This is a genomic window from Neisseria sp. P0020.S003 (assembly GCF_051957095.1).
In the GTDB taxonomy this organism is placed as follows: Bacteria; Pseudomonadota; Gammaproteobacteria; order Burkholderiales; family Neisseriaceae; genus Neisseria; species Neisseria subflava.
Map to the genome: position 1 here is coordinate 154,903 of NZ_JBQCWU010000002.1, position 22,121 is coordinate 177,023.

The 22,121-nt window shown below is 49.2% G+C and carries 17 protein-coding genes; 14 read left to right on the top strand and 3 right to left on the bottom strand.

The genetic code is table 11. The features are described 5' to 3' along the window. The first annotated feature begins 67 nt into the window (after positions 1-67). Positions 68-2,959, top strand: a complete 2,892-nt coding sequence (alaS, locus tag ACTHTQ_RS02485; RefSeq protein WP_440362980.1) for an alanine--tRNA ligase — start codon at positions 68-70, stop codon at positions 2,957-2,959. Between the two features lie 133 nt (positions 2,960-3,092). Next, on the top strand, positions 3,093-4,829 hold the full coding sequence (locus ACTHTQ_RS02490; protein WP_440362981.1) for a DUF262 domain-containing protein: 1,737 nt from the start codon (positions 3,093-3,095) through the stop codon (positions 4,827-4,829). Between the two features lie 315 nt (positions 4,830-5,144). Here the strand turns inward: ACTHTQ_RS02490 and ygfZ are convergent, their stop codons facing one another. From ygfZ to ACTHTQ_RS02505, 3 genes are all read right to left on the bottom strand, one after another. After that, complete coding sequence (gene ygfZ / locus ACTHTQ_RS02495; protein ID WP_440362982.1) at positions 5,145-6,002, bottom strand: CAF17-like 4Fe-4S cluster assembly/insertion protein YgfZ; 858 nt, start codon at positions 6,000-6,002, stop codon at positions 5,145-5,147. 122 nt (positions 6,003-6,124) lie between these two features. Further along, on the bottom strand, positions 6,125-6,688 hold the full coding sequence (locus tag ACTHTQ_RS02500) for a peptidylprolyl isomerase (RefSeq protein WP_440362983.1): 564 nt from the start codon (positions 6,686-6,688) through the stop codon (positions 6,125-6,127). A 199-nt stretch (positions 6,689-6,887) separates the two neighbouring features. Next, positions 6,888-9,110: a TonB-dependent receptor gene (locus ACTHTQ_RS02505; RefSeq protein WP_440362984.1), complete on the bottom strand. Its 2,223-nt coding sequence runs from the start codon at positions 9,108-9,110 to the stop codon at positions 6,888-6,890. Between the two features lie 250 nt (positions 9,111-9,360). Here ACTHTQ_RS02505 and ACTHTQ_RS02510 point away from each other — a divergent pair, with 250 nt between their 5' ends. The 12 genes from ACTHTQ_RS02510 to ACTHTQ_RS02565 all read left to right on the top strand — a co-directional run bounded on the left by ACTHTQ_RS02510 (position 9,361) and on the right by ACTHTQ_RS02565 (position 22,114). Next, positions 9,361-11,127, top strand: coding sequence for an ABC transporter ATP-binding protein/permease (locus ACTHTQ_RS02510; protein ID WP_440362985.1), 1,767 nt, complete (start codon positions 9,361-9,363; stop codon positions 11,125-11,127). A gap of 145 nt (positions 11,128-11,272) precedes the next feature. Beyond that, complete coding sequence (locus tag ACTHTQ_RS02515; RefSeq protein WP_440362986.1) at positions 11,273-11,998, top strand: glycosyltransferase family 2 protein; 726 nt, start codon at positions 11,273-11,275, stop codon at positions 11,996-11,998. Between the two features lie 4 nt (positions 11,999-12,002). Continuing rightward, positions 12,003-12,932 carry an LpxL/LpxP family acyltransferase gene (locus ACTHTQ_RS02520; protein ID WP_440362987.1) on the top strand — a complete coding sequence of 310 codons (930 nt, stop codon included), beginning with the start codon at positions 12,003-12,005 and terminating at the stop codon, positions 12,930-12,932. A gap of 26 nt (positions 12,933-12,958) precedes the next feature. Then, entirely contained in the window at positions 12,959-13,396 is a 438-nt protein-coding gene (locus tag ACTHTQ_RS02525; protein ID WP_440362988.1) for an acyl-CoA thioesterase, read from the top strand. A gap of 103 nt (positions 13,397-13,499) precedes the next feature. Then, a complete protein-coding gene (locus ACTHTQ_RS02530) occupies positions 13,500-14,879 on the top strand; it encodes an MATE family efflux transporter (RefSeq protein ID WP_440362989.1) in 1,380 nt (459 codons plus the stop codon). Between the two features lie 70 nt (positions 14,880-14,949). Then, the gene (gene murB / locus ACTHTQ_RS02535; protein WP_440362990.1) at positions 14,950-15,990 is read left to right on the top strand and encodes a UDP-N-acetylmuramate dehydrogenase; all 1,041 of its coding nucleotides are present in this window, start codon (positions 14,950-14,952) and stop codon (positions 15,988-15,990) included. Between the two features lie 18 nt (positions 15,991-16,008). Continuing rightward, positions 16,009-16,650, top strand: a complete 642-nt coding sequence (locus ACTHTQ_RS02540) for a TetR/AcrR family transcriptional regulator (RefSeq protein WP_004519965.1) — start codon at positions 16,009-16,011, stop codon at positions 16,648-16,650. A gap of 89 nt (positions 16,651-16,739) precedes the next feature. Further along, positions 16,740-17,513, top strand: coding sequence for an SDR family NAD(P)-dependent oxidoreductase (locus tag ACTHTQ_RS02545; protein ID WP_440362991.1), 774 nt, complete (start codon positions 16,740-16,742; stop codon positions 17,511-17,513). 50 nt (positions 17,514-17,563) lie between these two features. Then, positions 17,564-18,136: a ubiquinone biosynthesis accessory factor UbiJ gene (locus ACTHTQ_RS02550; protein WP_440362992.1), complete on the top strand. Its 573-nt coding sequence runs from the start codon at positions 17,564-17,566 to the stop codon at positions 18,134-18,136. A gap of 27 nt (positions 18,137-18,163) precedes the next feature. After that, the gene (locus tag ACTHTQ_RS02555; RefSeq protein WP_440362993.1) at positions 18,164-19,054 is read left to right on the top strand and encodes an NAD(+) kinase; all 891 of its coding nucleotides are present in this window, start codon (positions 18,164-18,166) and stop codon (positions 19,052-19,054) included. A 24-nt stretch (positions 19,055-19,078) separates the two neighbouring features. Next, on the top strand, positions 19,079-19,384 hold the full coding sequence (locus tag ACTHTQ_RS02560; protein WP_003685482.1) for a hypothetical protein: 306 nt from the start codon (positions 19,079-19,081) through the stop codon (positions 19,382-19,384). Between the two features lie 285 nt (positions 19,385-19,669). Further along, positions 19,670-22,114: a TonB-dependent receptor gene (locus ACTHTQ_RS02565; protein ID WP_440362994.1), complete on the top strand. Its 2,445-nt coding sequence runs from the start codon at positions 19,670-19,672 to the stop codon at positions 22,112-22,114. The last annotated feature ends 7 nt before the right edge of the window (positions 22,115-22,121 follow it).

The window sequence follows — 22,121 nt, forward strand, 5'->3', positions numbered from 1 at the left end:
TCGTTTTTAATCTCAACGCGCCGTCCGGGCCGTCTGAAATCTTTGTACAAAATTTTATCGAGACATTATGAAAACCACCGAACTACGCCAAAAATTCCTGAAATTTTTCGAATCTAAAGGCCACACCATCGTCCGCTCTTCCTCGCTCGTGCCACACGACGACCCGACCCTGCTGTTTACCAACGCAGGCATGAACCAATTTAAAGACGTATTCCTCGGCTTTGACAAACGCCCCTACAACCGCGCCACTACCGCGCAAAAATGCGTACGCGCAGGCGGCAAACACAACGACTTGGAAAACGTCGGCTACACTGCCCGTCACCATACCTTCTTTGAAATGATGGGCAACTTCTCCTTCGGCGACTACTTCAAACGCGACGCGATCCACTTCGCTTGGGAATTCCTGACTTCCCCCGAATGGTTGAACATCCCTAAAGACAAACTGTTGGCGACCGTTTACGCAGAAGACGACGAAGCCTACAACATCTGGTTGAACGAAATCGGCATGCCTGCCGAGCGTATCGTCCGCATCGGCGACAACAAAGGCGCGAAATACGCGTCTGACAACTTCTGGCAAATGGGCGACACCGGCCCTTGCGGCCCTTGCTCCGAAATTTTCTACGACCACGGCGAAGAAATCTGGGGTGGCATTCCGGGCAGCCCTGAAGAAGACGGCGACCGCTGGATCGAAATTTGGAACTGCGTATTTATGCAGTTCAACCGCGACGAACAAGGCAATATGAATCCGCTGCCTAAACCATCCGTTGATACCGGCATGGGCTTGGAACGTATGGCCGCCGTCATGCAGCATGTCCACAGCAACTACGAAATCGACCTGTTCCAAGACCTGCTCAAAGCCGTTGCCCGCGAAACCGGCGCGCCGTTCAGCATGGAAGAACCAAGCCTGAAAGTCATCGCCGACCACATCCGCTCCTGCTCCTTCCTGATTGCAGACGGCGTGATGCCGTCCAACGAAGGCCGCGGCTATGTACTGCGTCGCATCGTCCGCCGCGCCGTACGCCACGGTTACAAACTCGGTCAGAAACAAGCGTTTTTCTACAAACTCGTGCCCGACTTGGTGAAAGTAATGGGTGATGCTTATCCTGAGTTGAAAGAGAAGCAGACGCAGATTATGGAAGCCCTGCGCGCGGAAGAGAGCCGTTTCGGCGAAACGCTGGAAAAAGGCATGGGCTTGTTCAATCAAGTGTTCAACGGCATGAAATTCTTGAAACTGGAAAGCCTGCTGCCGCAAGATGGTGCGGGCAAACCACTGGCATTGAAAACCGCAGAGGGTGTGGAATTCACCGCCGCCTCCCGTGCCGCTTCAGGCAAAAAGCAAATCGTTATCCGTCCCCAAGTTTCAGGTAGCCTGAACGAAGGCATGTATATCGATTTGCAGGCTGCTTTGGAAACCGCCCATATTCCCGACGCGGAAAAACCGTTTGCCGAAGCCTTAAATGCCTATTTGATGGACAACATCGCCAACAGCAAACTCGTTATCGGTGGTGAACACATCTTCAAACTCTACGACACCTACGGCTTCCCTTACGACCTGACTGCCGACATGGCGCGCGAATTGGGCATCGATTTGGATGAAGAAGGCTTCAACCGCGAAATGGATGCACAACGCGCACGCGCACGCGCCGCACAAAGCTTCAAAGCCAACGCCCAACTGCCTTACGAAGGTCAAGACACCGAGTTTAAAGGTTATAGCGAACGCCAAACCGAATCTAAAATCCTCGCCCTCTACAAAGACGGCGAGCAAGTCAACGAATTGAACGAAGGCGACGAAGGTGCCATCGTTATCGACTTTACCCCGTTCTATGCAGAATCCGGCGGCCAAGTCGGCGACGTCGGCTATATCTTTGCAGGCGAAAACCGCTTTGAAGTACGCGATACCCAAAAAATCAAAGCGGCTGTATTCGGCCAATTCGGCGTACAAACTTCAGGCCGTCTGAAAGTCGGCGACAGCGTTACCGCCAAAGTGGATGACGAAATCCGCAATGCCAATATGCGCAACCACAGCGCGACCCACTTGATGCACAAAGCCCTGCGCGATGTATTGGGTGAACACGTTGAACAAAAAGGCTCTTTGGTTACCGCCGAATCCACCCGTTTCGACATTTCCCATCCTCAAGCGGTCACTGCCGAAGAAATCGCCGAAGTAGAACGCCGCGTCAACGAAGCCATTTTGGCCAACGTTGCCGTCAATGCCGCCATTATGAGCATGGAAGATGCCCAAAAAACCGGCGCCATGATGCTCTTCGGCGAAAAATACGGCGACGAAGTACGCGTACTGCAAATGGGCGGTTTCTCAACCGAATTGTGCGGCGGTACACACGTTTCACGCACCGGCGACATCGGCCTCTTCAAAATCATCAGCGAAGGCGGTATTGCTGCAGGCGTGCGCCGTATCGAAGCCATCACCGGCCTGAACGCACTCAAATGGGCGCAAGAGCAAGAGCGTTTGGTTAAAGACATCATTGCCGAAACCAAAGCCCAAACCGAAAAAGACGTACTGGCGAAAATCCAAGCAGGCGCGGCACACGCCAAAGCATTGGAAAAAGAATTGGCACGCGCCAAAGCCGAACTCGCCGTCCATGCAGGCGCCAAACTCTTGGACGATGCAAAAGACTTGGGTTCAGCCAAACTCGTTGCCGCACAAATCGAAGCCGATGCCGCAGCCCTACGCGAAATCGTGACCGACTTGACCGGCAAATCCGAACAAGCCATCGTATTGCTCGCCGCAGTCAACGACGGCAAAGTCTCCCTGTGCGCCGGCGTATCCAAAGCCCTGACCGGAAAAGTGAAAGCAGGCGATTTGGTCAAATTCGCAGCCGAACAAGTCGGCGGTAAAGGCGGCGGCCGTCCTGACTTGGCGCAAGCCGGCGGCACGGATGCTGATAAATTGCCTGAAACATTGTCAAGCATTGAAAATTGGGTTAAAGAGAAACTGTAATATAGAAAAGTGCAGGCTGCCTGAAAGTGGGTTTCAGGCAGCCTGCACTATAACTTGCCATGTTCAAAACCAAATTAAATTTGATAAACCACAATAACTACTGTTTTCTATTTATGAAATGAAGGATGTAACTATGATTCAAACTGCAGCTCAAACTACCGTAAAAGCTTTGTTAAGTGAAAACAACGGCGCGAAATATCATTATGTTATTCCGCCCTATCAACGCGAATATGCATGGACAAAAAACCAATGGGATAACCTATTTGATGATTTAACCGATAACGATAAAGGTTATTTTCTCGGTTCGCTGATTTGTATTTTAGACGGCAACGTAGGAGATAGCATAGAAGCCACCGTTATTGACGGGCAACAGCGTTTAACCACTTTGAATTTATTACTACTTGCATTGTATGAAAAAATAAAACCATTGAATGAAAATCGCAAAGTAATAGAAAACGATGATTATCAGGAAGCGCGCCTTGCATTTAAAAAATATTTTCTCAACCATTCCGACAATAAATTAACACGCCTCACCCCATCTATCCAAAACAACAATCAGGCTGATTATACGTATTTGGTACGTGAAATCGTGCACGGCAATAAGAGCAACGAACCGCAATATCGTGGCAACCGCCGCATCACCAAAGCATTCAATCATTTTAAAGAGCGCATTGAAAACTATGCTGGCGATGATGTGGATACTTTGTTTAAGCTACTGGATAAAATTACGGCTGCCTGTGTGGTGCGGATTGATACGCAAGATGCGGCATCTGCATTTATCCTGTTTGAAAGCATCAACAACCGGGGCGTGCCGCTTACACCGATGGATTTGATTAAAAACAGCATGATTAGCAGCCTGAAAAACCAATCAGCCGAACAGACCAACGAAGAATGGCAGCAAATCATCAATAATCTGAACGACTATGACGTGCAAGTCCGCTATTTGCGGCATTTCTATCAAGCGTTCAAACCTATCGGTTTGATTTGGGATAAAGACAAAGGTAAAGACAAAATTACCAAAAATGACCTAATCCAAACTTATACAGCAGCCATCAAACAACAACCCGAAAACGTACTTCGAGAACTAATCTCAAAATCAAAAATTTATCATGCTCTATCATTCCCAGAAGATATTGCAGCGAACAGTGCATTTGTTCGTTATCAAAACAAGTTAGTTGATTTGAAAAAACTTGGCATCGCACCTGCCTATACATTACTGCTGCTTTTGTTTGACCAATATCCGCAACAAGATTTTTCTGGTTTATTAAATTATATAGAACAATGGTTTATGGTGCGCCATTTAACCAATATTCCCGCAACCTCCCGTACAGATGATATTTTTATTACTGCCGCAAAGACCCAGCATGAAAAATATGATGAAGCTGCACTGATTGCCCAATTACAACAAGCTTTGCCTGATGCCAAATATATAAAACAATCTTTGGAAAACAAATATTTATATGAAGATAACGTCCATTTAACACGTTATATCTTGGTATATTTGGAACAAAAACAGCGAACGGACGAAAATGCGGTAGATTTTTGGGCAAACACCGATAAAGGCAAACCTGTTTGGTCAGTGGAACACATTTATCCGCAAAAACCCAAAACGGGGGAATGGCCGGATGATTGCAAAGAATGGCTGCATTCGTTGGGCAACCTAACTTTATCTGCATATAACAGCAATCTGCATAACCGCTCATTTGTTGGAAAATCGCAAGTAATTGATGAAAATGGCAACGATATCGGCCTGAAAAGTGGTAACGTCAAAATTAACGATTACCTGTGTGATAAAACCGAATGGAATGCAGAACATATTAAAAAACGTGGTGATGAATTGATTAAAGCATTTCTAAGCTCGTTAAAATAAGATAATGTGAATATTTGTAGCAAGCCGCAGCCTGCATTCCCACCAACCGCGTGCGTGGCTACGCCACACACCCTACCTGCGGGCGACGCAAACCTTAAGATTAAGGTGTAGGGTGTGTGCGGTACGCACGCACGCGGTTTTTGTTGCTACCGAATGATTCCAAACCATGCCGTAATCCAGTCAGCAGCAAACGCAGCTTGGGTCATGTATCAACAAAACTCAATATCAAAGGCCGTCTGAATTTCAGACGGCCTTTCTGTTTTCATTTAAAGCTGATTAATGCTTAAATTTAAGCTTTTGTTCAATCATCTAACATCAATCTTTCTCTACCGTAAAAAACAGTTCTTCCTGTTTCAAAGCATTACCGTCTGCATCGGTCAATGCTGCTTCTGCTGCGGAAAACTTGATAACGGCAAGGCTTAGGCTGCCTTGTTCAGTCAGTGCTGTGTTGAGGATGACGCCTGCTTCTTCTTCGCCAACTTTGACGGCAATACCGGCGGCTTCTAAAGAATCGCCGCTTAATACGGCCAGACCGCGTTTGACTTGGCCTCGGTATTGGGCGCGGGCGATGATTTCTTGGCCGGGGTAGCAGCCTTTACGGAAATGGACTGCGCCGATGATGTGTTGGTTCAGCATTTGGGCAACAGCCGCTTCTTTGGTTGCGGCGCAAATCCACGGATAGCCGCTGCGGATTTCGTGCAGGTTCCACGTGTTTTCGGCTCCTGCTTGATATTCGGCTGCGTTTTCGGCTGCTGAAATTTTCAGACGACCTGTGTGCGGCAAGACAATTTCTACGGTGTTTTCTTGAATTTGGGCAGGGAAAGACAGTTGCGGTTCGGTAGCAGGATGAGGCTCTGCATTTTCTGCCAACTCGCCGCTGACTGCTAAATCAGGCATAAGCTCGAAGACGACTTTTGCACGCAAGACAAACATTCTTAGGCGTTTGACGATGGCTTCGGTCAAATCTTGAGCCATGACCAACAGTAAATCTTCTCCGCGATTGATGACCAGCATATTCGCCAACACACGGCCTTTAGGCGTATTGTATGTGGCGTAACATGCCTGACCGGAAGCTAAATTATTAATATCATTGGATAATTGACCATGAAGAAATGAAGCTCTGTCTTCGCCGCTGACACGGACAACGCCGAAAAAAGGCAGGCGGGTTTGCATAATCGACTCCTTAAATTGTAGATGCTGAATTATCGCCCAAATTGCTGCTTATTATCAAATAAATAAATTCAGGCCGTCTGAATGTTTCAGACGGCCTGTTGTTTGGGTTCAAACAATCAAAATTATTTGATGCTGACTTTGCGGATAATCACTGCTTCGGTTGGAACATCTTGATGGAAGCCGCGTGTCGCTGTTTTTACTTTGCTGATTTTACGGACCACGTCCATGCCGGAAGTAACTTTACCGAAAACGGCATAGCCGTAGCCTTGAGGGGTTTTGCTTTTGAAATTCAAAAAGTCATTGTCTGCTGTATTGATAAAGAACTGGCTGGTTGCTGAATTTGGATCGCCGGTGCGCGCCATGGCGATGGTGCCGACATTATTTTTCAAGCCGTTGTATGCTTCATTGGTGATGGCTTTATCGGTGGTTTTTTGTACCATATTCTCGGTAAATCCGCCGCCTTGAATCATAAAATTGTCGATAACGCGGTGGAAAATCGTGTTGTCGTAAAAACCTTTTTTGGCGTAATTGACAAAGTTTGCCACGGTTTTCGGCGCTTTGACTTCATCCAGCTCCAGTTGGATGTTGCCCATATTGGTTTCAATCACGGCATGGGTAACCGCTTGCGCTTGCACGGAAAGTGAGAGTGCGAGGGCGCACAGGGTCAGTTTGATGGATTTTTTCATATGTCTTCTCGAATGATGTATTGTGAAAATGGAATATTAACCTTATTTCGCGTGAAATCAATAAAAAACATGTAAGATTTTTCAAGCGAAAAACATAAGGCAATCAAATCAGGCCGTCTGAAAAGGGATAAAAACCAAATTCTTGCTCTTTATTATTCCCTTTCAGACGGCCTGTTATTACGATCAAACCGAAATCAGATTAGAAATCCAATTCCGCTTTCAGCCAGTAAGTGCGCGGCATGCCGACGACGGCGAAGCTGCGGTCGTATTGGCCGCGCTGTACCTGCCAGTAGTTTTTGTTGAACAGGTTTTCTACCGAGCTGCTGACGGTCAGTGTATTTTTGCCCAGCTTGGTTTTGTAGCGCGCGCCTACGTCAACCAAGGTATAGGACGGGAAGGCGTATTGTTTTTGCGTGTCTTGGTAAGACTTGCCGAAATACGAAACATTGCCGTTCAAGGTCAAGCCTTTGGCAAACGGGGTATCCCATTCCACGCCCGCTTTGGCAATCACGCGCGGATTGGCGACTTGTACGCCGCTAACAAGATTGTCGGCGAAATTCGGATAATCTTTTACAGTCGATTGCAGATACATCAAACCGAAAGTCGGACGCAGGGTTTTGTTCAACAAGTTGGCATAGGTATTGAACTCGATACCGCGGCTGCGTTCTATGCCTTGCTCCGAACCGCTATAAGCCAAGCCTGCATTTTTGCGCGCTGCGAAATCAGTTCCTGAAGTCGTGTTGCCGCGCCAGTAGCCCGGGCGTTTGATTTGGAACGCGTTTAAAGTGGTGACAAAGTCGCCCCAGTTTTTGCGTACGCCGACTTCAAGTTGACGGCTGACGCGCGGATCTGCCATCGTTACATGACCGTCATCATCGGTACGGATGTCGGACGGCTCCAAATCTTCCATATAGTTGCCATAAACCACCAAATCAGGCTGCGGAACCCATGCCGCCATCAACATCGGGCTAAAACGGCTCGCATCCGCTTTACGGCCGTTTAATTTGTTTTTCTGCTCGACGGCTTGGAAACGTCCGCCCAAAGTGAGGCGGTATTTGTTGTCGGCAAAACCAAGCGTGTCAGATACCGCCAAACTGTTTACTTTGATCACGGTATCCAATGAAGGTGTTGTATTCCATGCGCTGCCTAAGTTGGAATCCAATTTTGCCAATTGAGTAGGAATGTCGATGCTCGGATCGATAACGCTGCTTCTTGTTTGACGTGCGCCTTGATAAGTAGTGCGTTTGCGGTCGATGCGGTCAAATGCGGTACTCCAGTTGTGGCTTACCGGACCGGTTTCAAATTCGCCGCGTGCAGTCAGATTCATACTGAGCGTTTTAAAACGCTGGTCGGTCAAACGCGCGCGACCAGAATTGTAGGTTAAACCACTGTCTGTAACGGTAGGAGAGGCGAAATTACCGTAATAACGTGCATTGTTGTAGCCGATGCCACCTGTAATTTGGGCATTTTCAAATGCATCCCATTCGAAGGTCAGCATATTCGTTTGACCGCGCGTGTTTTGAGCCTGCCAGCTCGGCGCCAAATTCACTTTGCCTTCAGGTGCGTCAAACAAGCGGCCGTTGGCGTTTTGAATGTCCTGCATACGCGCGCGACCGCCGTTGGTTTTGCGTTTTGCGTAGATGGAATCGAACGCCACGCGCAGTTTTTCGCCGCGATAATCGGCATTTAAGGCAAATTCTTTGTTGTCCTCGCTGTAACCGTGGCGCGGGGTGTCGCCGTGGCGCAGTTTGCCGTTGGCGCGCACGCCGAATTCTTTGTTTTCGCCAAAGCGTTGGCCCAAGTCGAACGTACCTTGGGCGCGGTTGTTGCTGAACCAGCCCAAACCGATTTTGCGGTTGCCTTCATCGGCGGCTTTTTTGGTTTCGATATTGACGGAACCGGATACCGCGCCTTCGGGGTCCATGCCGTTTACGGCGGTGGACGCGCCTTTAATCAGTTGCGCAGAGCCAACTTGCACGCTGGCCGTGCCTTGTGTGCCATACATACCGGCCAAACCGTTGACGCTGAATTGACGCGCATCAAGCTGATAACCGCGGAAATACAGGCCGGTCAATGTGTTGCTTTCGCCGCCGAACTGCCAAACGGACGCGTCTTTTTTGGCTACGGCATCCACCAAAGTACGCGCTTCGGTGTTGTTAAGGGCTTGTTCGTCGTAGTTGACGACGGTAATCGGCGCGGTAAAGGCGTTGGCTTTGCCCAATACGCCCAAGTTCACGCGGTCGCGCAAGTCGCCGTCGCTGGCGATGGAGTAAGAACGGGCGGCTTTGACGCGTTTGGCGTCGGCGCGGACATTGACTTCCTGTAACTGCTGTTGCACAGGGGTTTCGGGTGTCGCTTCATCGGCGGCATAAGAAAACGCGCTCATAATCAAAAGCGGCATCAGGGCTAATTTGCTATTCATAGATTCCTTCTGTCTTTGAGGTGGGTTATTTTTGTTGCAATAAGCGTTAAAAATCACAAAGTAATTTTGCTGCGGAATTATATTTGATAACATTCTGGTTTTCTATAAAAAGTGATGATAACTATTTGTAAAAACAAAAATACAACATCAATCAAAACTTTATCCATAGTAATTGTAAATTATTTTATTAAGCGGAGAATCAGGGTTTCAGACGACCCCTGCCCGCTGCCTGCCTCAAGAGACAACGCACATGCAAAAATGGCAAATCGAGCTTTATTCCACGCCGTCTTGGCTGTTACAAACCTTATTGATGGTCGCCGCCGCCTCGGCGGTGATTCTGTTTTTGGCACGTAAAACGCGCTTCGGGCGTGAGTTTGCCTATATCCTGCGGCTGTGCCTGACACCGAAAAGCGCGGTCAAAGTATTGCTGCTGATTACGGCGATGATTGCGCTGCTGTTAACCGAAGTGCGGCTGAATGTATTGAGTACCTTTATGTCCAAAGGGCTTTACGACTCGATGCAGGATTTAAACGCCTCCGCGTTTTGGATGTTTGCAGCGATGAATGCGGGCGTGGTGTTGATACGGGCGTTTAACAACGTCGTCAACGACTTTCTCGATCAAGGCTTGGCGATTAAATGGTCGGAGCGGCTCAATGAAGTTTTGACTTCGCGCTGGCTTACCGACAAAAACTACTACCGCCTGCAAATGCGCCGCCACGCGCCGGACAACATCGACCAGCGTATCCAACAGGACGCACAGGATTTCATCGCCTCGACCATAGAATTTGTGCGCGGCATGGTCAATTCAGTCGTTACCTCGCTGGAATTTGCCGTTGTTTTGTGGGGCTTGGCAGGCATCCTGACCGTGTTCGGCTTCGACATTCCGCACGGCATCGTTTGGTTTGTCTATATGTTTGTGATTTTGGCGACCTTTATCGCCATGTGGATAGGTAACCCGTTGATTCGTTACAACTATGAAAACGAAAAGCTCAACGGCGACTACCGTTATTCCCTCATCCGCGTGCGCGACCACGCCGAAAGCGTGGCGTTTTACAGCGGCGAAAAACATGAACACGACCAGCTTTCCAACCGTTTTAAAGCCATTATCCGCAACCGTTGGCGCATTGCGCGACAAAGCGTCTGCCTAAGCGGCTTTAATGACATGTTTACCAACGGCATCAAGCTTTTTCCCATTATTTTGCAAGCCCCGCGCCTGTTTGCCGGACAAATCAAAATTGGTGACATTCAGCAGACTGTCCAAGCCTTTGCACGACTTCAAAACGCGCTGTCTTTCTTCCGGATGTTCTACAACAAGTTCACCGCCTACCGCGCCCGACTGGAGCGTCTGTACGGCTTTTTGCTGAGTACGGAAGAAAAACACACCGCACGACAACCCGACCTTACCGAAGTTTCAGACGGCCTGATCTTAGAAAACGTTGCCCTATACCGCCACAACGGCGAAGTTTTATTAGACGGTATCAATATCAACCTCAAAAACGGCAATTCCCTACTGATACGCGGCCCAAGCGGTTGCGGCAAAACTTCGTTGCTGCGCGCGCTGGCAGGGCTTTGGCCTTTCGGCAGCAGCGGTAAAGTCAGCCATCCGCCGCATCAAGACATCCTCTTCCTGCCGCAACGCCCATACACGGCACAAGGCAGCCTGCGCGATGCGATTTGTTACCCCAACATCGACAAACAGCATCCCGAACTAGCCGAAGCCATGAACACCTGCCGTTTAGGTTATCTAATTGATAAATTGGATAAAACCGACGACTGGCAACACAAACTCTCCCCCGGCGAACTGCAACGCGTCGCCTTCGTCCGCGCCCTGCTCTCGCAGCCCAAAGTCATCCTGCTCGATGAAGCCACCGCCGCTTTGGACGAACCGACCGAAGCCATGCTCTACCGTGCCCTAAAGCAAAAACTGCCCGACAGCATCATCATCAGCATCGGACACCGCAGCACGCTCAACGAATTCCATGATTTATGCCTCGATGTCGGTCATGTACAATGCTGAATTAATGGCATATAAAAGGCCGTCTGAAACAGTGAGAAACAAAATCCAACGATTTTGTCATCGCCGTTTCAGACGGCCTTTTCAAACGCCATGACATGTTTATTTGCTATACTCTGCATTGTGTTAACGTTGTCTAAGAATATTTATGAAAACCCTGGCCCTTATTCCACATTACAACCATCCGACCACCATCAGCCACGTTGCCCAAACCATGCGCGGCTTCGGTTTAAACGTTTTAATTGTGGACGACGGTTCACGCGAAGAATGCAAACCTGTATTGCAGGCTTTGGTTTCAGACGGCATTGATGTCCTTTACCGTCCCATCAACGGCGGCAAAGGCGCAGCGGTCAAAACCGGCTTGGAATACGCTCAAGAACATGGCTATACCCACGTCTTGCAGGTTGATGCAGACGGCCAACACTGTTTGAGCGACACACCCAAACTTCTCGCTGCAGCAGAACAAAACCCCAAAGCCGTTGTTTGCGGCTGGCCGCAATACGGCGATGACGCGCCCAAAGCACGGCTTTACGGACGCAAAATTACCGATTTCTGGAATATGCTGCACACTTGGTCATGCGACATCAAAGACGGCATGTGCGGCTTCCGCCTCTATCCGCTTGCACCCGCGCTATCCGTCGTCCGCGAAGAAACCGTAGGCGACCGCATGGACTTCGATACGGAAATCCTTATCCGCCTCTACTGGCGCGACGTCAAACCGGTTTGGATTAAAACGCCCGTCCAATATGCCGCCGACGGCGTGTCTCACTTTGATGCCTTTGCCGACAATGTCCGCATCAGCAAAATGCACACACGGCTGTTTTTCGGTATGTTGAAACACCGATTGGGTAAAGTTTTCGGAAAGGCCGTCTGAAACCATGACCGACAATAAACAAACCCATTGGGCGGCGCAGCCCGAACGCGGCAGCCGCCTGTTTCTTACTCTGACCACATTGATGGTGCGCTATCTGCCGGCTTTTTTCATGAGGCCGTGCATTTGGTTTGTGGTGCTTTATTTTTATGCAACCGCGCCCAAACCGCGCCGTCATGTCTTACGCTATCAAACCCGTCTTCAGACGACCTTTCCCCATATCGTCCTGCCGAAACACAGCGTATTCAAACAATTCGTCGCATTTGGCGAAGCGGTTTGCGACCGTTTTGCCGTGTGGCAACGCAAAATCCGTTATGAAGATTTGGTGATTGAAGATCCGGACGACATCTATTCGCAAATCAAGCGCAACGAACGCGGCCAGATTTTTGCCTGTTCGCACTTGGGCAATACCGAAGTTTGCCGTGCGCTGGTGTCGCACCATAAAGATTTCAGACTCAACGTATTGGTGCACAGCAAACACGCGCAGGCATTTAACGAGGCATTGCAAAAAGCCGGTGCAGATCATATCCGTCTGATTCAAGTAACAGATTTGGACACCACCCTGATGATGGAATTGAACAGCCGTATCGAAAACGGCGAATGGATTGCCATCGCAGCCGACCGCGTGCCTGTACGCGGCGAGAAAACCGCCGACATTAATTTCTTAGGCCATACCGCCCCTATGCCGCAAGGCGCATGGCTATTGGCTTCGCTTTTAAAAACGCAGGTAAACACGCTGTTTTGCGTCAAACAAAACGGCCGCTATCATTTGAAACTGCGCCGCTTTACCGATACTTCCAGCTGGAAACGCGGCAGCCGCGAGGCTTCCGTCAAAGACGCAATGCAGGGTTTTGCCGACATTTTGGCGCAAGAATGTGCGCAAAATCCGCTACAATGGTTCAATTTTTATGATTTTTGGGGCGAAGACGCCGTCTGAAACCATCACACTCACTTTTTTAAGCCATGAAAAAACACATCTACTGCCAACACAGCTTTGAAACCGAAGTTCCTTTTTTTGACGTAGATGCCATGCACATCGTGTGGCACGGCAACTATGTCAAATACCTTGAAACCGCACGTTGCGCTTTTTTGTCTTCCATCGGTTACGACTACAACGAAATGGGACGGCAGGGGTACAGCTGGCCGATTGTGCAGATGAACCTCAAATACATCCACCCTGCCCGTTTCGGCCAAAAAATCCGCGTTGATATGGACATTGTCGAGATCGAAAGCTGCCTGCGTATCGATTACACCATTTACGATGCCGAAACCAATGAAAAGCTGACCCGCGCTTCGACTACCCAAGCCGCAGTTTCGCTTTCAGACGGCCTGATGCAGTTTCAAACGCCGGATAGCTGGTTGGAAGCCGTCAAAAGACATCCGACATTTAAGGCCGTCTGAAAAATTCATCGATTAAACAACATATTGCCTGCTTATCAGCATTACCCTTTATAATTTTAAATTTCCGTTTCAGACGGCCTTTATCCTCAATCCACACACAATTATGCTACTAAACCTCAACCGCTTTGCCTTTCCTGTTTTCTTAAAAGAAACCCGCCTGCTTACCGCCCTCGCACTGCCTATGCTGTTGGCGCAAGTGGCGCAAGTGGGCATTGGTTTTGTCGATACGGTAATGGCCGGTGGCGCAGGTAAGGAAGATTTGGCCGCGGTGGCTTTGGGCAGCAGCGCTTTTTCCACGATTTACATTACCTTTATGGGCGTGATGGCGGCTTTGAACCCGATGATTGCCCAGCTGTACGGCGCAGGTAAAACCGAAGAAGTCGGCAAAACAGGAATGCAGGGCATTTGGTTTGGCCTATGTTTGGGCGTATTCGGCATGCTGTTGATGTGGGCGATGATTATGCCTTTCCGTCATTGGCTGACATTGAGCGATTATGTCGAAGACACGATGGCGCAATATATGTTCTTTACCAGCTTGGCAATGCCAGCAGCCATGATACACCGCGCCCTGCATGCTTATGCCTCCAGCTTGAACCGTCCGCGCGTGATTATGTTGGTCAGCTTTGCGGCATTTGTGTTGAATGTGCCGCTAAACTATGTGTTCGTTTACGGCAAATTCGGTATGCCTGCTTTGGGTGGCGCAGGTTGCGGCATGGCAACGGCGGCGGTATTTTGGTTCAGCGCATTGGCTTTGTGGCTTTATATCGCCAAAGAAAAATTCTTCCGTCAGTTTGGTTTGACGGCAAAAATCGGCAAACCTGATTTGGCGGCTTTCAAACAGATTTGGAAAATCGGCGCGCCCATCGGCTTGTCTTATTTTTTAGAAGCCAGCGCGTTTTCGTTTATCGTCTTTTTGGTGGCGCCATTCGGCGAGGATTATGTCGCCGCCCAACAAGTCGTCATCAGCCTGTCGGGCATTTTGTATATGGTTCCGCAAAGCGTCGGCTCTGCAAGCACGGTACGCGTAGGCTTTTCTCTCGGGAGACGAGAATTTCTGCGGACGCGTTATATTTCAGGCGTTTCGCTGGTGTTAGGCTGGGTACTTGCCACCTGCACCGCGCTGCTCTTGGTCATCTTTCGCTTTCAGTTGGCCGGTATGTACACCAACGATGCGGCAGTATTAGGCATTGCCGCGACTGTTTTATTTTTCGCCTCCCTATTCCAACTGGCAGATGCCACCCAATGTATCGCTTCATATGCGCTGCGTGGCTATAAAGTGACCAAAATGCCGATGTTCATCCATGCCGCCGCTTTCTGGGGCTGCGGCCTGTTGCCCGGCTACCTGCTCGCCTATCATGTCGATATGGGCATTTACGGCTTTTGGACCGCGCTGACCGTTTCACTGACAATTGCCGCCATCGCATTGGTATGGTGCTTGGAGCTTTGTAGTAAAGAGATGGTCAAATCGCATCAGGCCGTCTGAAAAATACAAGCAGTCTTTCTCCAATGATTACGCTATTTAATCAACGAATTCCTATTTTAAAGTTAAACCCATGCAACCCATCCAATACCAAACCGACCTTACCCCTTACAACACTTTCGGCCTGAAAGCCCAAGCCCAAGCCTTTATCGCGCTCAAACATGCCGACGAGTTGCGCGACATCGTCCGACTGCCCGAGTTCAACCGAGATACTGTGTTATGGCTCGGCGGCGGCAGCAATATCCTTTTGATGGAGGACTACGCCGGTCTGGTTGTTCATATGGAAAACAAGGGAATTCGTGAAATTGAGCGTTCAGACGACCTGGTTTATATCGAAGCGCAAGCCGGGGAAATTTGGCATGATTTTGTTTTGCATACGGTTGGGCTGGGTTTAAGCGGGCTGGAAAACCTGAGCCTGATTCCGGGTACGGTCGGCGCGTCTCCGGTACAAAATATCGGTGCATATGGTGTTGAAGCAAAAGATGTTATCCATAGCGTACGCTGCTTTGATTTGGATACGGAAACCTTTGTCGAGCTTTCCAATGCCGACTGTGACTTTGCCTATCGTGAAAGCCTGTTCAAACAGGAAGGCAAAGGCCGTTATGTGATTGTTTCGGTTGTATTTGCGTTGAAAGAGCATTTTGTGCCGAACTTGGGCTATGGCGATTTGGCGGCAGCGGTTGCCGAACTGAGCCAAGGCCGAGAGGCAACGGCCAAAGATGTTTCCAATGCAGTGTGTGCAATCCGCAACAGTAAACTGCCTAATCCTAACGTACTTGGTAATGTCGGAAGTTTCTTTAAAAACCCTGTTGTCAGCGCTGAAAAAGCGGCCGATTTGTTGCAGCAATACCCCAATATGCCACGCTATCCGCAGCCTGACGGTTCGGTCAAACTCGCGGCCGGCTGGCTGATTGACCAATGCCGTCTGAAAGGCCATCAGATCGGCGGTGCGGCAGTGCATGACAGGCAGGCTTTGGTTTTGGTAAATAAAAACAATGCATCCGCGCAAGATGTCCACCAGCTGGCACAATATGTTTGTAATACAGTATTTACTCAATTTCAGGTAGAATTACACGCAGAACCCAACTGGCTGCCTACTTCATACAGCCTATAAAACAAAGGAGTGTATCCCATGCCGCGCATTGCTAAAGTCAACACTTACACACGAATCATCAATGCCAGCCTCGCCTTGTTCAACGAAGAAGGCGAGCGCAATATCAGCACCAACCACATTGCCGCCCATTTAGGTATCAGCCCGGGCAACCTCTACTACCATTTCCGCAACAAAGACGAAATCATCGTCCAATTGTTTAAGCGTTACAGCGAGGCCCTGCTTGTCTACCTTAACGAAGCCGTGTTGCCGTCTAATGTGGAAGACTCCATCAACTACATGGCCGGTATTTATGATGTGATGTGGGAATACCGTTTCCTTTTCAGCGATGTAAATACCCTGCTTGCCCGCAGTGCCGAATTATTGGGCGAACACAATACCTTTACCCAAGCCAAAGTTTCCCCGCTGTTGGTCAACCTGCTGACCCAGCTCAACGGTCTGAACATCATCAGCGCAGACCAAACCGCCATGAACGACCTTGCCGTCAATATGTGGATGGTGACAAAATACTGGTTCGACTTCGACAGCTCCCTGCGCGGCCGCGCCAAGTTGACCGAAGATTCCAAAGTACGGGGCATCAGCCGCACACTCAGCCTGTTGCGCCCTTACCTCCTGCCGGAACACCGTGCCGAATTCGACCAAAAAATCGGCAGCAACCATTAATTCTTCCATACAAAGGCCGTCTGAAAACATGGCTTTAACCAAGTTAAAGCTATTTTCAGACGGCCTGTTAATTTTCGGATACTTTATTTATGCACCTTCCCGATATTTCCATTCTCGGCTTAGGCTATCTCGGCCTGCCGCTGGCGCAGAAATTTTATGAGCAAGGCAGTCAGGTAGCCGCCATCAAACGCAATCTGACCTCCGACGACATCAATCTGCCGATTGAACTCAACATCATCGATTTGAATCAAGACGATATTTTTCACAGTTCGACCTTGTGGCAAAACTATATCAACAAGCCGACATGGTTTTGCCTGCTTCCGCCTTCGTCATTAAACCATTACGCCGATACCCTGAAAAAATGGATTCAACTTGCCGAGCAATCTAAGGTAAAACACATCATCTTCACCAGCAGCACCAGCGTGTATGGCGACCAAGCACGCATATGCGATGAAACCACGTCTCCCGATCCGCAAACCGAATCCGCCCGTCAAATCCTCGCAGTCGAGCAAGCTTTGTTTGAAAGCGCCGTCCCCCATATCGACATACTGCGACTGGGCGGACTTTATTCTGCCGACCGTCATCCTGTTACCAAGCTGGTTCAAAAAACACGCATTCAAGGCGGCAATCAACCCGTCAATATTCTTCATAAAGACCTTGCCGTCCAAGTTCTCTTTCAGACGTCCTGCCAAGCTGACGGCAAGCGTATCCGCAATATTGTCGAACCCCGCCACCCAAGCCGGGCCGAATTTTATACTGCCGAAGCGGCCAAACTCGGACTGCCGACTCCTGATTTCATCGTTGATGACAAAAGCAACGGCAAAATTGTAAATACCGTTTGCGCAGACGGTCTAAGCCTGTAAAATTGCGACTCAATCCATTAATCCGTTTCAGACGGCATTTAGAGTAAACCATGTCCGCCCTATTTCCCCTTATCAACCACCTGATACAGCAAAATCCAGAGCAACAGCGTGAGCTGTCTGAATTTGCAGGCAGCATCATCTGCATCAGCCTGGCCGGTTTCCGACTGACCGGACGCATCAGCGAACAAGGTTTTCTTGAAACCGCAAACGAAACCGCCGACACCAACATCACATTCCACAACAGCGCCATCCAAAAAATCCTCCAAGGCGGCCAGCCCGGCGTGGGCGACATCAGCCTCGAAGGCGACTTGGTATTAGGTATGTCCGTCCTTCCTATTTTGGGTGGTCTGCGCTATTATCCGAGCGAAGATTTAGCGCGTGTATTCGGTCATGTAGCCGCAGAAAGCATCAGCTCGCGCGCCGGCGATATCGGCCGCACCATGAAAAAAATCGGCAAAAGCATTGCCGAACAAATCAGCGACTTTTCACGCGAACCCGAATCCCCTGTTATCGACCAAGCCACGCTTGCCGAATGGTTGGAAGAAGTGGACAAACTGCGTGACGACGTTGCCCGCCTAAACGAACGCCTCGACCGGCTCGAGCGCGATATCTGGATAGATTAGACACTTAATTTCAGACGGCCTACTACCATGAAAAGCCCATTTAAAAACATCGGTATCGTTACACGTCCCAATACGCCCGAAATTCAAGATACCGTACACACATTGGTTTCTTTTCTGCGCGAAAACGGCTTCACCATCTATCTGGATGAATTGAGCGTAGAAGAACACTGTGTCTATATCCAAGACTCCGCCTACTGCGAAACCGTAAACAAAGCCCAGCTGGGCAAATATTGCGACCTCGTCATTGTGCTCGGCGGCGACGGCACCTTCCTCTCCGCCGCCCGCGAAGTCGCCCCGCGCGCCGTCCCCATCATCGGTATCAATCAAGGCCACTTGGGCTTCCTCACCCAAATCTCACGCGATACCATGGTTGAGGGCATCCGCCCCGTACTGGAAGGCAAATATCTGCCCGAAGAGCGCATCCTCATCGAAGCCAGCATCATTCGTGACGGCGAAACCATCGAACGCGCCCTCGCCCTCAACGACACCGTACTGTCTCGTGGCGGTGCAGGACAAATGATTGAATTTGAAGTATTTATCAATCAAGAATTCGTCTATACCCAACGTTCGGACGGCCTGATTATTTCCACGCCGACAGGTTCGACCGCCTACGCGCTTGCCGCCGGCGGCCCCATCATGCAGGCCGGTCTGCACGCCTTCACACTTGTGCCTATCTGCCCGCAATCCATGACCAACCGTCCGATTGCCATCCCCGACACCAGCGTGATTGAAATTCTCATTACAAAAAGTGGCGACGCACGCGCACATTTTGACGGACAATCCCATATCGACGTGCAAAACTTCGACCGCATCCTCATCCGCCGCTATCACAATCCCTTGCGCGTCCTCCATCCCACCAATTACCAATACTTCAAAACCCTGCGCCAAAAGCTGCACTGGGGCGAACAATTGATTTAAACAACTTCCATAAACAGGCTTACCATGAAAAACATTTCAAAAACCTTAATCATCGCACTGTGTGCCCTTTCCTCCCTATCCGTCTCCGCGCACGGCATGCACAAAAGCAAACCTTTATCCTTTGAAGAATTGCCGAAAATCTGCCAGCAATACTTTACCCGAGCGGATGCGTGTTACCAAAAAGCAGGCGATAAAGCATCGTTCCAACGCGACAACACAAAATACCTGCGCCAAATCCTGCCCGCCGCCGACGTAGGCCAACGTGAACGCATGTGCCAAATTGCCATGGATACATTCGCTGAAAAAACAAAAAACTTGAGTTGCGAATAAAGGTCTCAGTCTTAGCTCTAGCAATTTCTGATTCCATAAAAAGGCCGTCTGAAACATTGGATTGTTTCAGACGGCCTTTTTAAAATTTTATAACTAATTATTAATAATTAGTAAATACTAAATTATACCAATATTTATAATTATTGATAATAATCAAAAATAATTAAAATATAAATGTTTATTCATGATAATCACCGTAGAAAAGATATATTATGACGCCTTTCGTAATGTGATATCAATAAAGGATAAGCGGTGAAACAACAATTTTTATGTAACAAAAATAAAATGTTATGCGCCATTTTGGTTGTTTTCTCAGGCCAGTCATTTGCAGAAGAACTTCCTCAAGTAGATATACCTGAAGTCAAAGTTGTCGGTAATGCGCCTTCAAGTAACTGGCGTTTGCAGCCTGGCGCAAAAGACTATCTAAGAGATGGAGAAGTTTTAACTACAAACGATTTAAAAACAAAACGTGCCGTATCGCTCGGACAGACTGTGGAACAAGTCTCCGGAGTTCAAAATAATGCTTACGGCCCTAATACCGGCGTACCGCAAATCCGCAGCTTGAGCGGCTCGCGCGTATATGTTAGTGAAAATGGTTTGGGTATTTCGGATGCTGCTTCAATCAGCCCCGATTTGCCGCTGATGGTCAATCCGTTCATGGCGGAAAAGATTACCGTTTTAAAATCATCGGCAGCAGTCTTGTATGGTGGTAATGCGATTGGCGGCGCAGTTGATGTCGATACCGGCGTGATTGCCACAGAACTGCCTGAAAAAGATTTAAACGGCAAAGTCGAAGTCAGCAGCGGCTACAATACGCCGCGTGTCGCAGCGTTCAAATTAAACGGCAAGGTCGGCAATTTGGCTTGGCATTTGTCGGGGACAGACACTCATGCCAATGATTACCGTATCCCCGGCGATTCCAAACCGGCCGCCTGTTACGATCATGCCAATATTTATAGCTCTCGCCTGATGTGGGCATGTCAGGTTACGCCCGACATTACCGAAACCTTAAACAAAGGCTATTACCGTTATGTCGCGAAAGACATTCCGGCTTTCATTGAACAATGGAAACGTTATAACGACGGCTCGGAACCTGATGAATCTGAATTGTACAAATTAAACAAACCATCCTGGGGCGATTGGGTAGAAAATCCGCTTTATGACGGCAGCCCAAACTTTAGAAATAAAGTCATCAATGCCATGAAAGACGATATGCCTGTTGAAAAAGGCCGTCTGAAAAACAGCCATTTGAGCAATCAAAACTTTGCTTTTGGCCTGAGCCATATCGGTGAACGCAGCTATGCAGGCGTATCCGTCAGTCGCTTCTTGAGCAAATCCGGTATCGCAGGCTTTGGCTATTATAATTTTGCCGAATCAGGCCACCACCACGGCGGTACCCGCAAAGCACCGGTACGCGAATACGCTTCCGTACGCGCCCAACAAACCCGTTGGCAGGCAGAAGCCATGTACCGGCCATTGACGCCATGGATTGAAAACATCAAATTTCAAGCCGCCTATACGCAAAATCCAACATCCGAATACTTGGGCGACACTAAAATGCAAACTTTGGACAGCAAAACTTTCCAAAGCCGTTTGGAGTTCAACCACAAAGCAGATTCTTGGTTGAAAGGTACATTGGGCGCAGATTGGAAACAGCGCAGCACCGAATCTTCAGGCATCAACGGCAAACGCACCGGAAACTATGCCTACCTGCCCGATACCGACAGCAAAGAATACGGCATTTTCGCTTTGGAAAACTTCAAGTGGAAAAACTGGAATGCATCTTTGGGTTGGCGACATGGCGAAGTCCGCCACTCGGTCGACATCGGTGATTACAAACCTGGACGCAATAGCTCGACCGTTAAAGGATTGGAAGAGAGGGGCCGTCTGAAATACAGCTTGAACCACTATCATACAGGCTTAGGCGTAGATTTGTTTGACTTCTTAAAACTAGGCGCACGATACAGCCGTTCACAACGCGCCCCTGAAATCAACGAGTTGTATGCAGGTGGCGATCACTATGCCCTGATGGCTTCCGAATCACACTGGGGAGCCGATGTCCTGCGTCCGGAAACAGCAGGCACTTGGGAGGTAAACGGAGAAATCGGTTGGAAAGACGGCCGCTTCCGTGCAAGCTGGTATAAAACCCAATTTAAAGACTATACCTTCCTAGTAGATGCCGCACATGACGGCGGCCAACGCCTGCCAACCAAATACTGGCGCTCCGGCGACACCCAGCTTCACGGCGTGGAATTGGAGGTAAACCAATGGTTTGACCTGAATAAATACGGCACATTGGAAGCCCGCCTGTTTGGCGACTTCGTACACAACCGCGCCGATTTGGACGACGAGCGCAACAGCACATTAGGCAATGGCAACCGTGTCCGCAACAACGGCTATTACATGCCCAATATGCCCGTATCCCGCTACGGCGCAGGCCTGACATGGAATAAAGGCAACTGGCAATTGGGCACCAGCCTGACACGCTACCGCCCTGCCAAACATACAGGCCACATGGCTGCCAACTACAAAGAGCCTGTTTTGGGCGGCTATACCATATGGGATATGTACATGAACCATACCACCAAACATGGAAAATCGACAGCCGAATGGTTCCTCGATGCACGCAACCTTGCCAATCGTACTGCAAGACCGCAAAACTCCATGCTCAAATATATCGCACCATTGCCGGGCCGCTCCGTCCGCGCCGGTGTAAGGCTGACGTTCTAAGTTGAAA

Excerpts from the sequence above, each read along its gene's own strand:
- ACTHTQ_RS02565 (WP_440362994.1), top strand. The coding sequence starts at position 19,670 with ATGTTATGCGCCATTTTGGTTGTTTTCTCAGGCCAGTCATTTGCAGAA.
- ACTHTQ_RS02500 (WP_440362983.1), bottom strand. The coding sequence starts at position 6,688 with ATGAAAAAATCCATCAAACTGACCCTGTGCGCCCTCGCACTCTCACTT.
- ACTHTQ_RS02490 (WP_440362981.1), top strand. The coding sequence starts at position 3,093 with ATGATTCAAACTGCAGCTCAAACTACCGTAAAAGCTTTGTTAAGTGAA.
- murB (WP_440362990.1), top strand. The coding sequence starts at position 14,950 with ATGCAACCCATCCAATACCAAACCGACCTTACCCCTTACAACACTTTC.
- ACTHTQ_RS02555 (WP_440362993.1), top strand. The coding sequence starts at position 18,164 with ATGAAAAGCCCATTTAAAAACATCGGTATCGTTACACGTCCCAATACG.
- ACTHTQ_RS02525 (WP_440362988.1), top strand. The coding sequence starts at position 12,959 with ATGAAAAAACACATCTACTGCCAACACAGCTTTGAAACCGAAGTTCCT.
- ACTHTQ_RS02530 (WP_440362989.1), top strand. The coding sequence starts at position 13,500 with ATGCTACTAAACCTCAACCGCTTTGCCTTTCCTGTTTTCTTAAAAGAA.
- ACTHTQ_RS02520 (WP_440362987.1), top strand. The coding sequence starts at position 12,003 with ATGACCGACAATAAACAAACCCATTGGGCGGCGCAGCCCGAACGCGGC.
- ACTHTQ_RS02510 (WP_440362985.1), top strand. The coding sequence starts at position 9,361 with ATGCAAAAATGGCAAATCGAGCTTTATTCCACGCCGTCTTGGCTGTTA.
- ACTHTQ_RS02540 (WP_004519965.1), top strand. The coding sequence starts at position 16,009 with ATGCCGCGCATTGCTAAAGTCAACACTTACACACGAATCATCAATGCC.
- ACTHTQ_RS02515 (WP_440362986.1), top strand. The coding sequence starts at position 11,273 with ATGAAAACCCTGGCCCTTATTCCACATTACAACCATCCGACCACCATC.
- ygfZ (WP_440362982.1), bottom strand. The coding sequence starts at position 6,002 with ATGCAAACCCGCCTGCCTTTTTTCGGCGTTGTCCGTGTCAGCGGCGAA.
- ACTHTQ_RS02550 (WP_440362992.1), top strand. The coding sequence starts at position 17,564 with ATGTCCGCCCTATTTCCCCTTATCAACCACCTGATACAGCAAAATCCA.
- ACTHTQ_RS02560 (WP_003685482.1), top strand. The coding sequence starts at position 19,079 with ATGAAAAACATTTCAAAAACCTTAATCATCGCACTGTGTGCCCTTTCC.
- alaS (WP_440362980.1), top strand. The coding sequence starts at position 68 with ATGAAAACCACCGAACTACGCCAAAAATTCCTGAAATTTTTCGAATCT.
- ACTHTQ_RS02545 (WP_440362991.1), top strand. The coding sequence starts at position 16,740 with ATGCACCTTCCCGATATTTCCATTCTCGGCTTAGGCTATCTCGGCCTG.
- ACTHTQ_RS02505 (WP_440362984.1), bottom strand. The coding sequence starts at position 9,110 with ATGAATAGCAAATTAGCCCTGATGCCGCTTTTGATTATGAGCGCGTTT.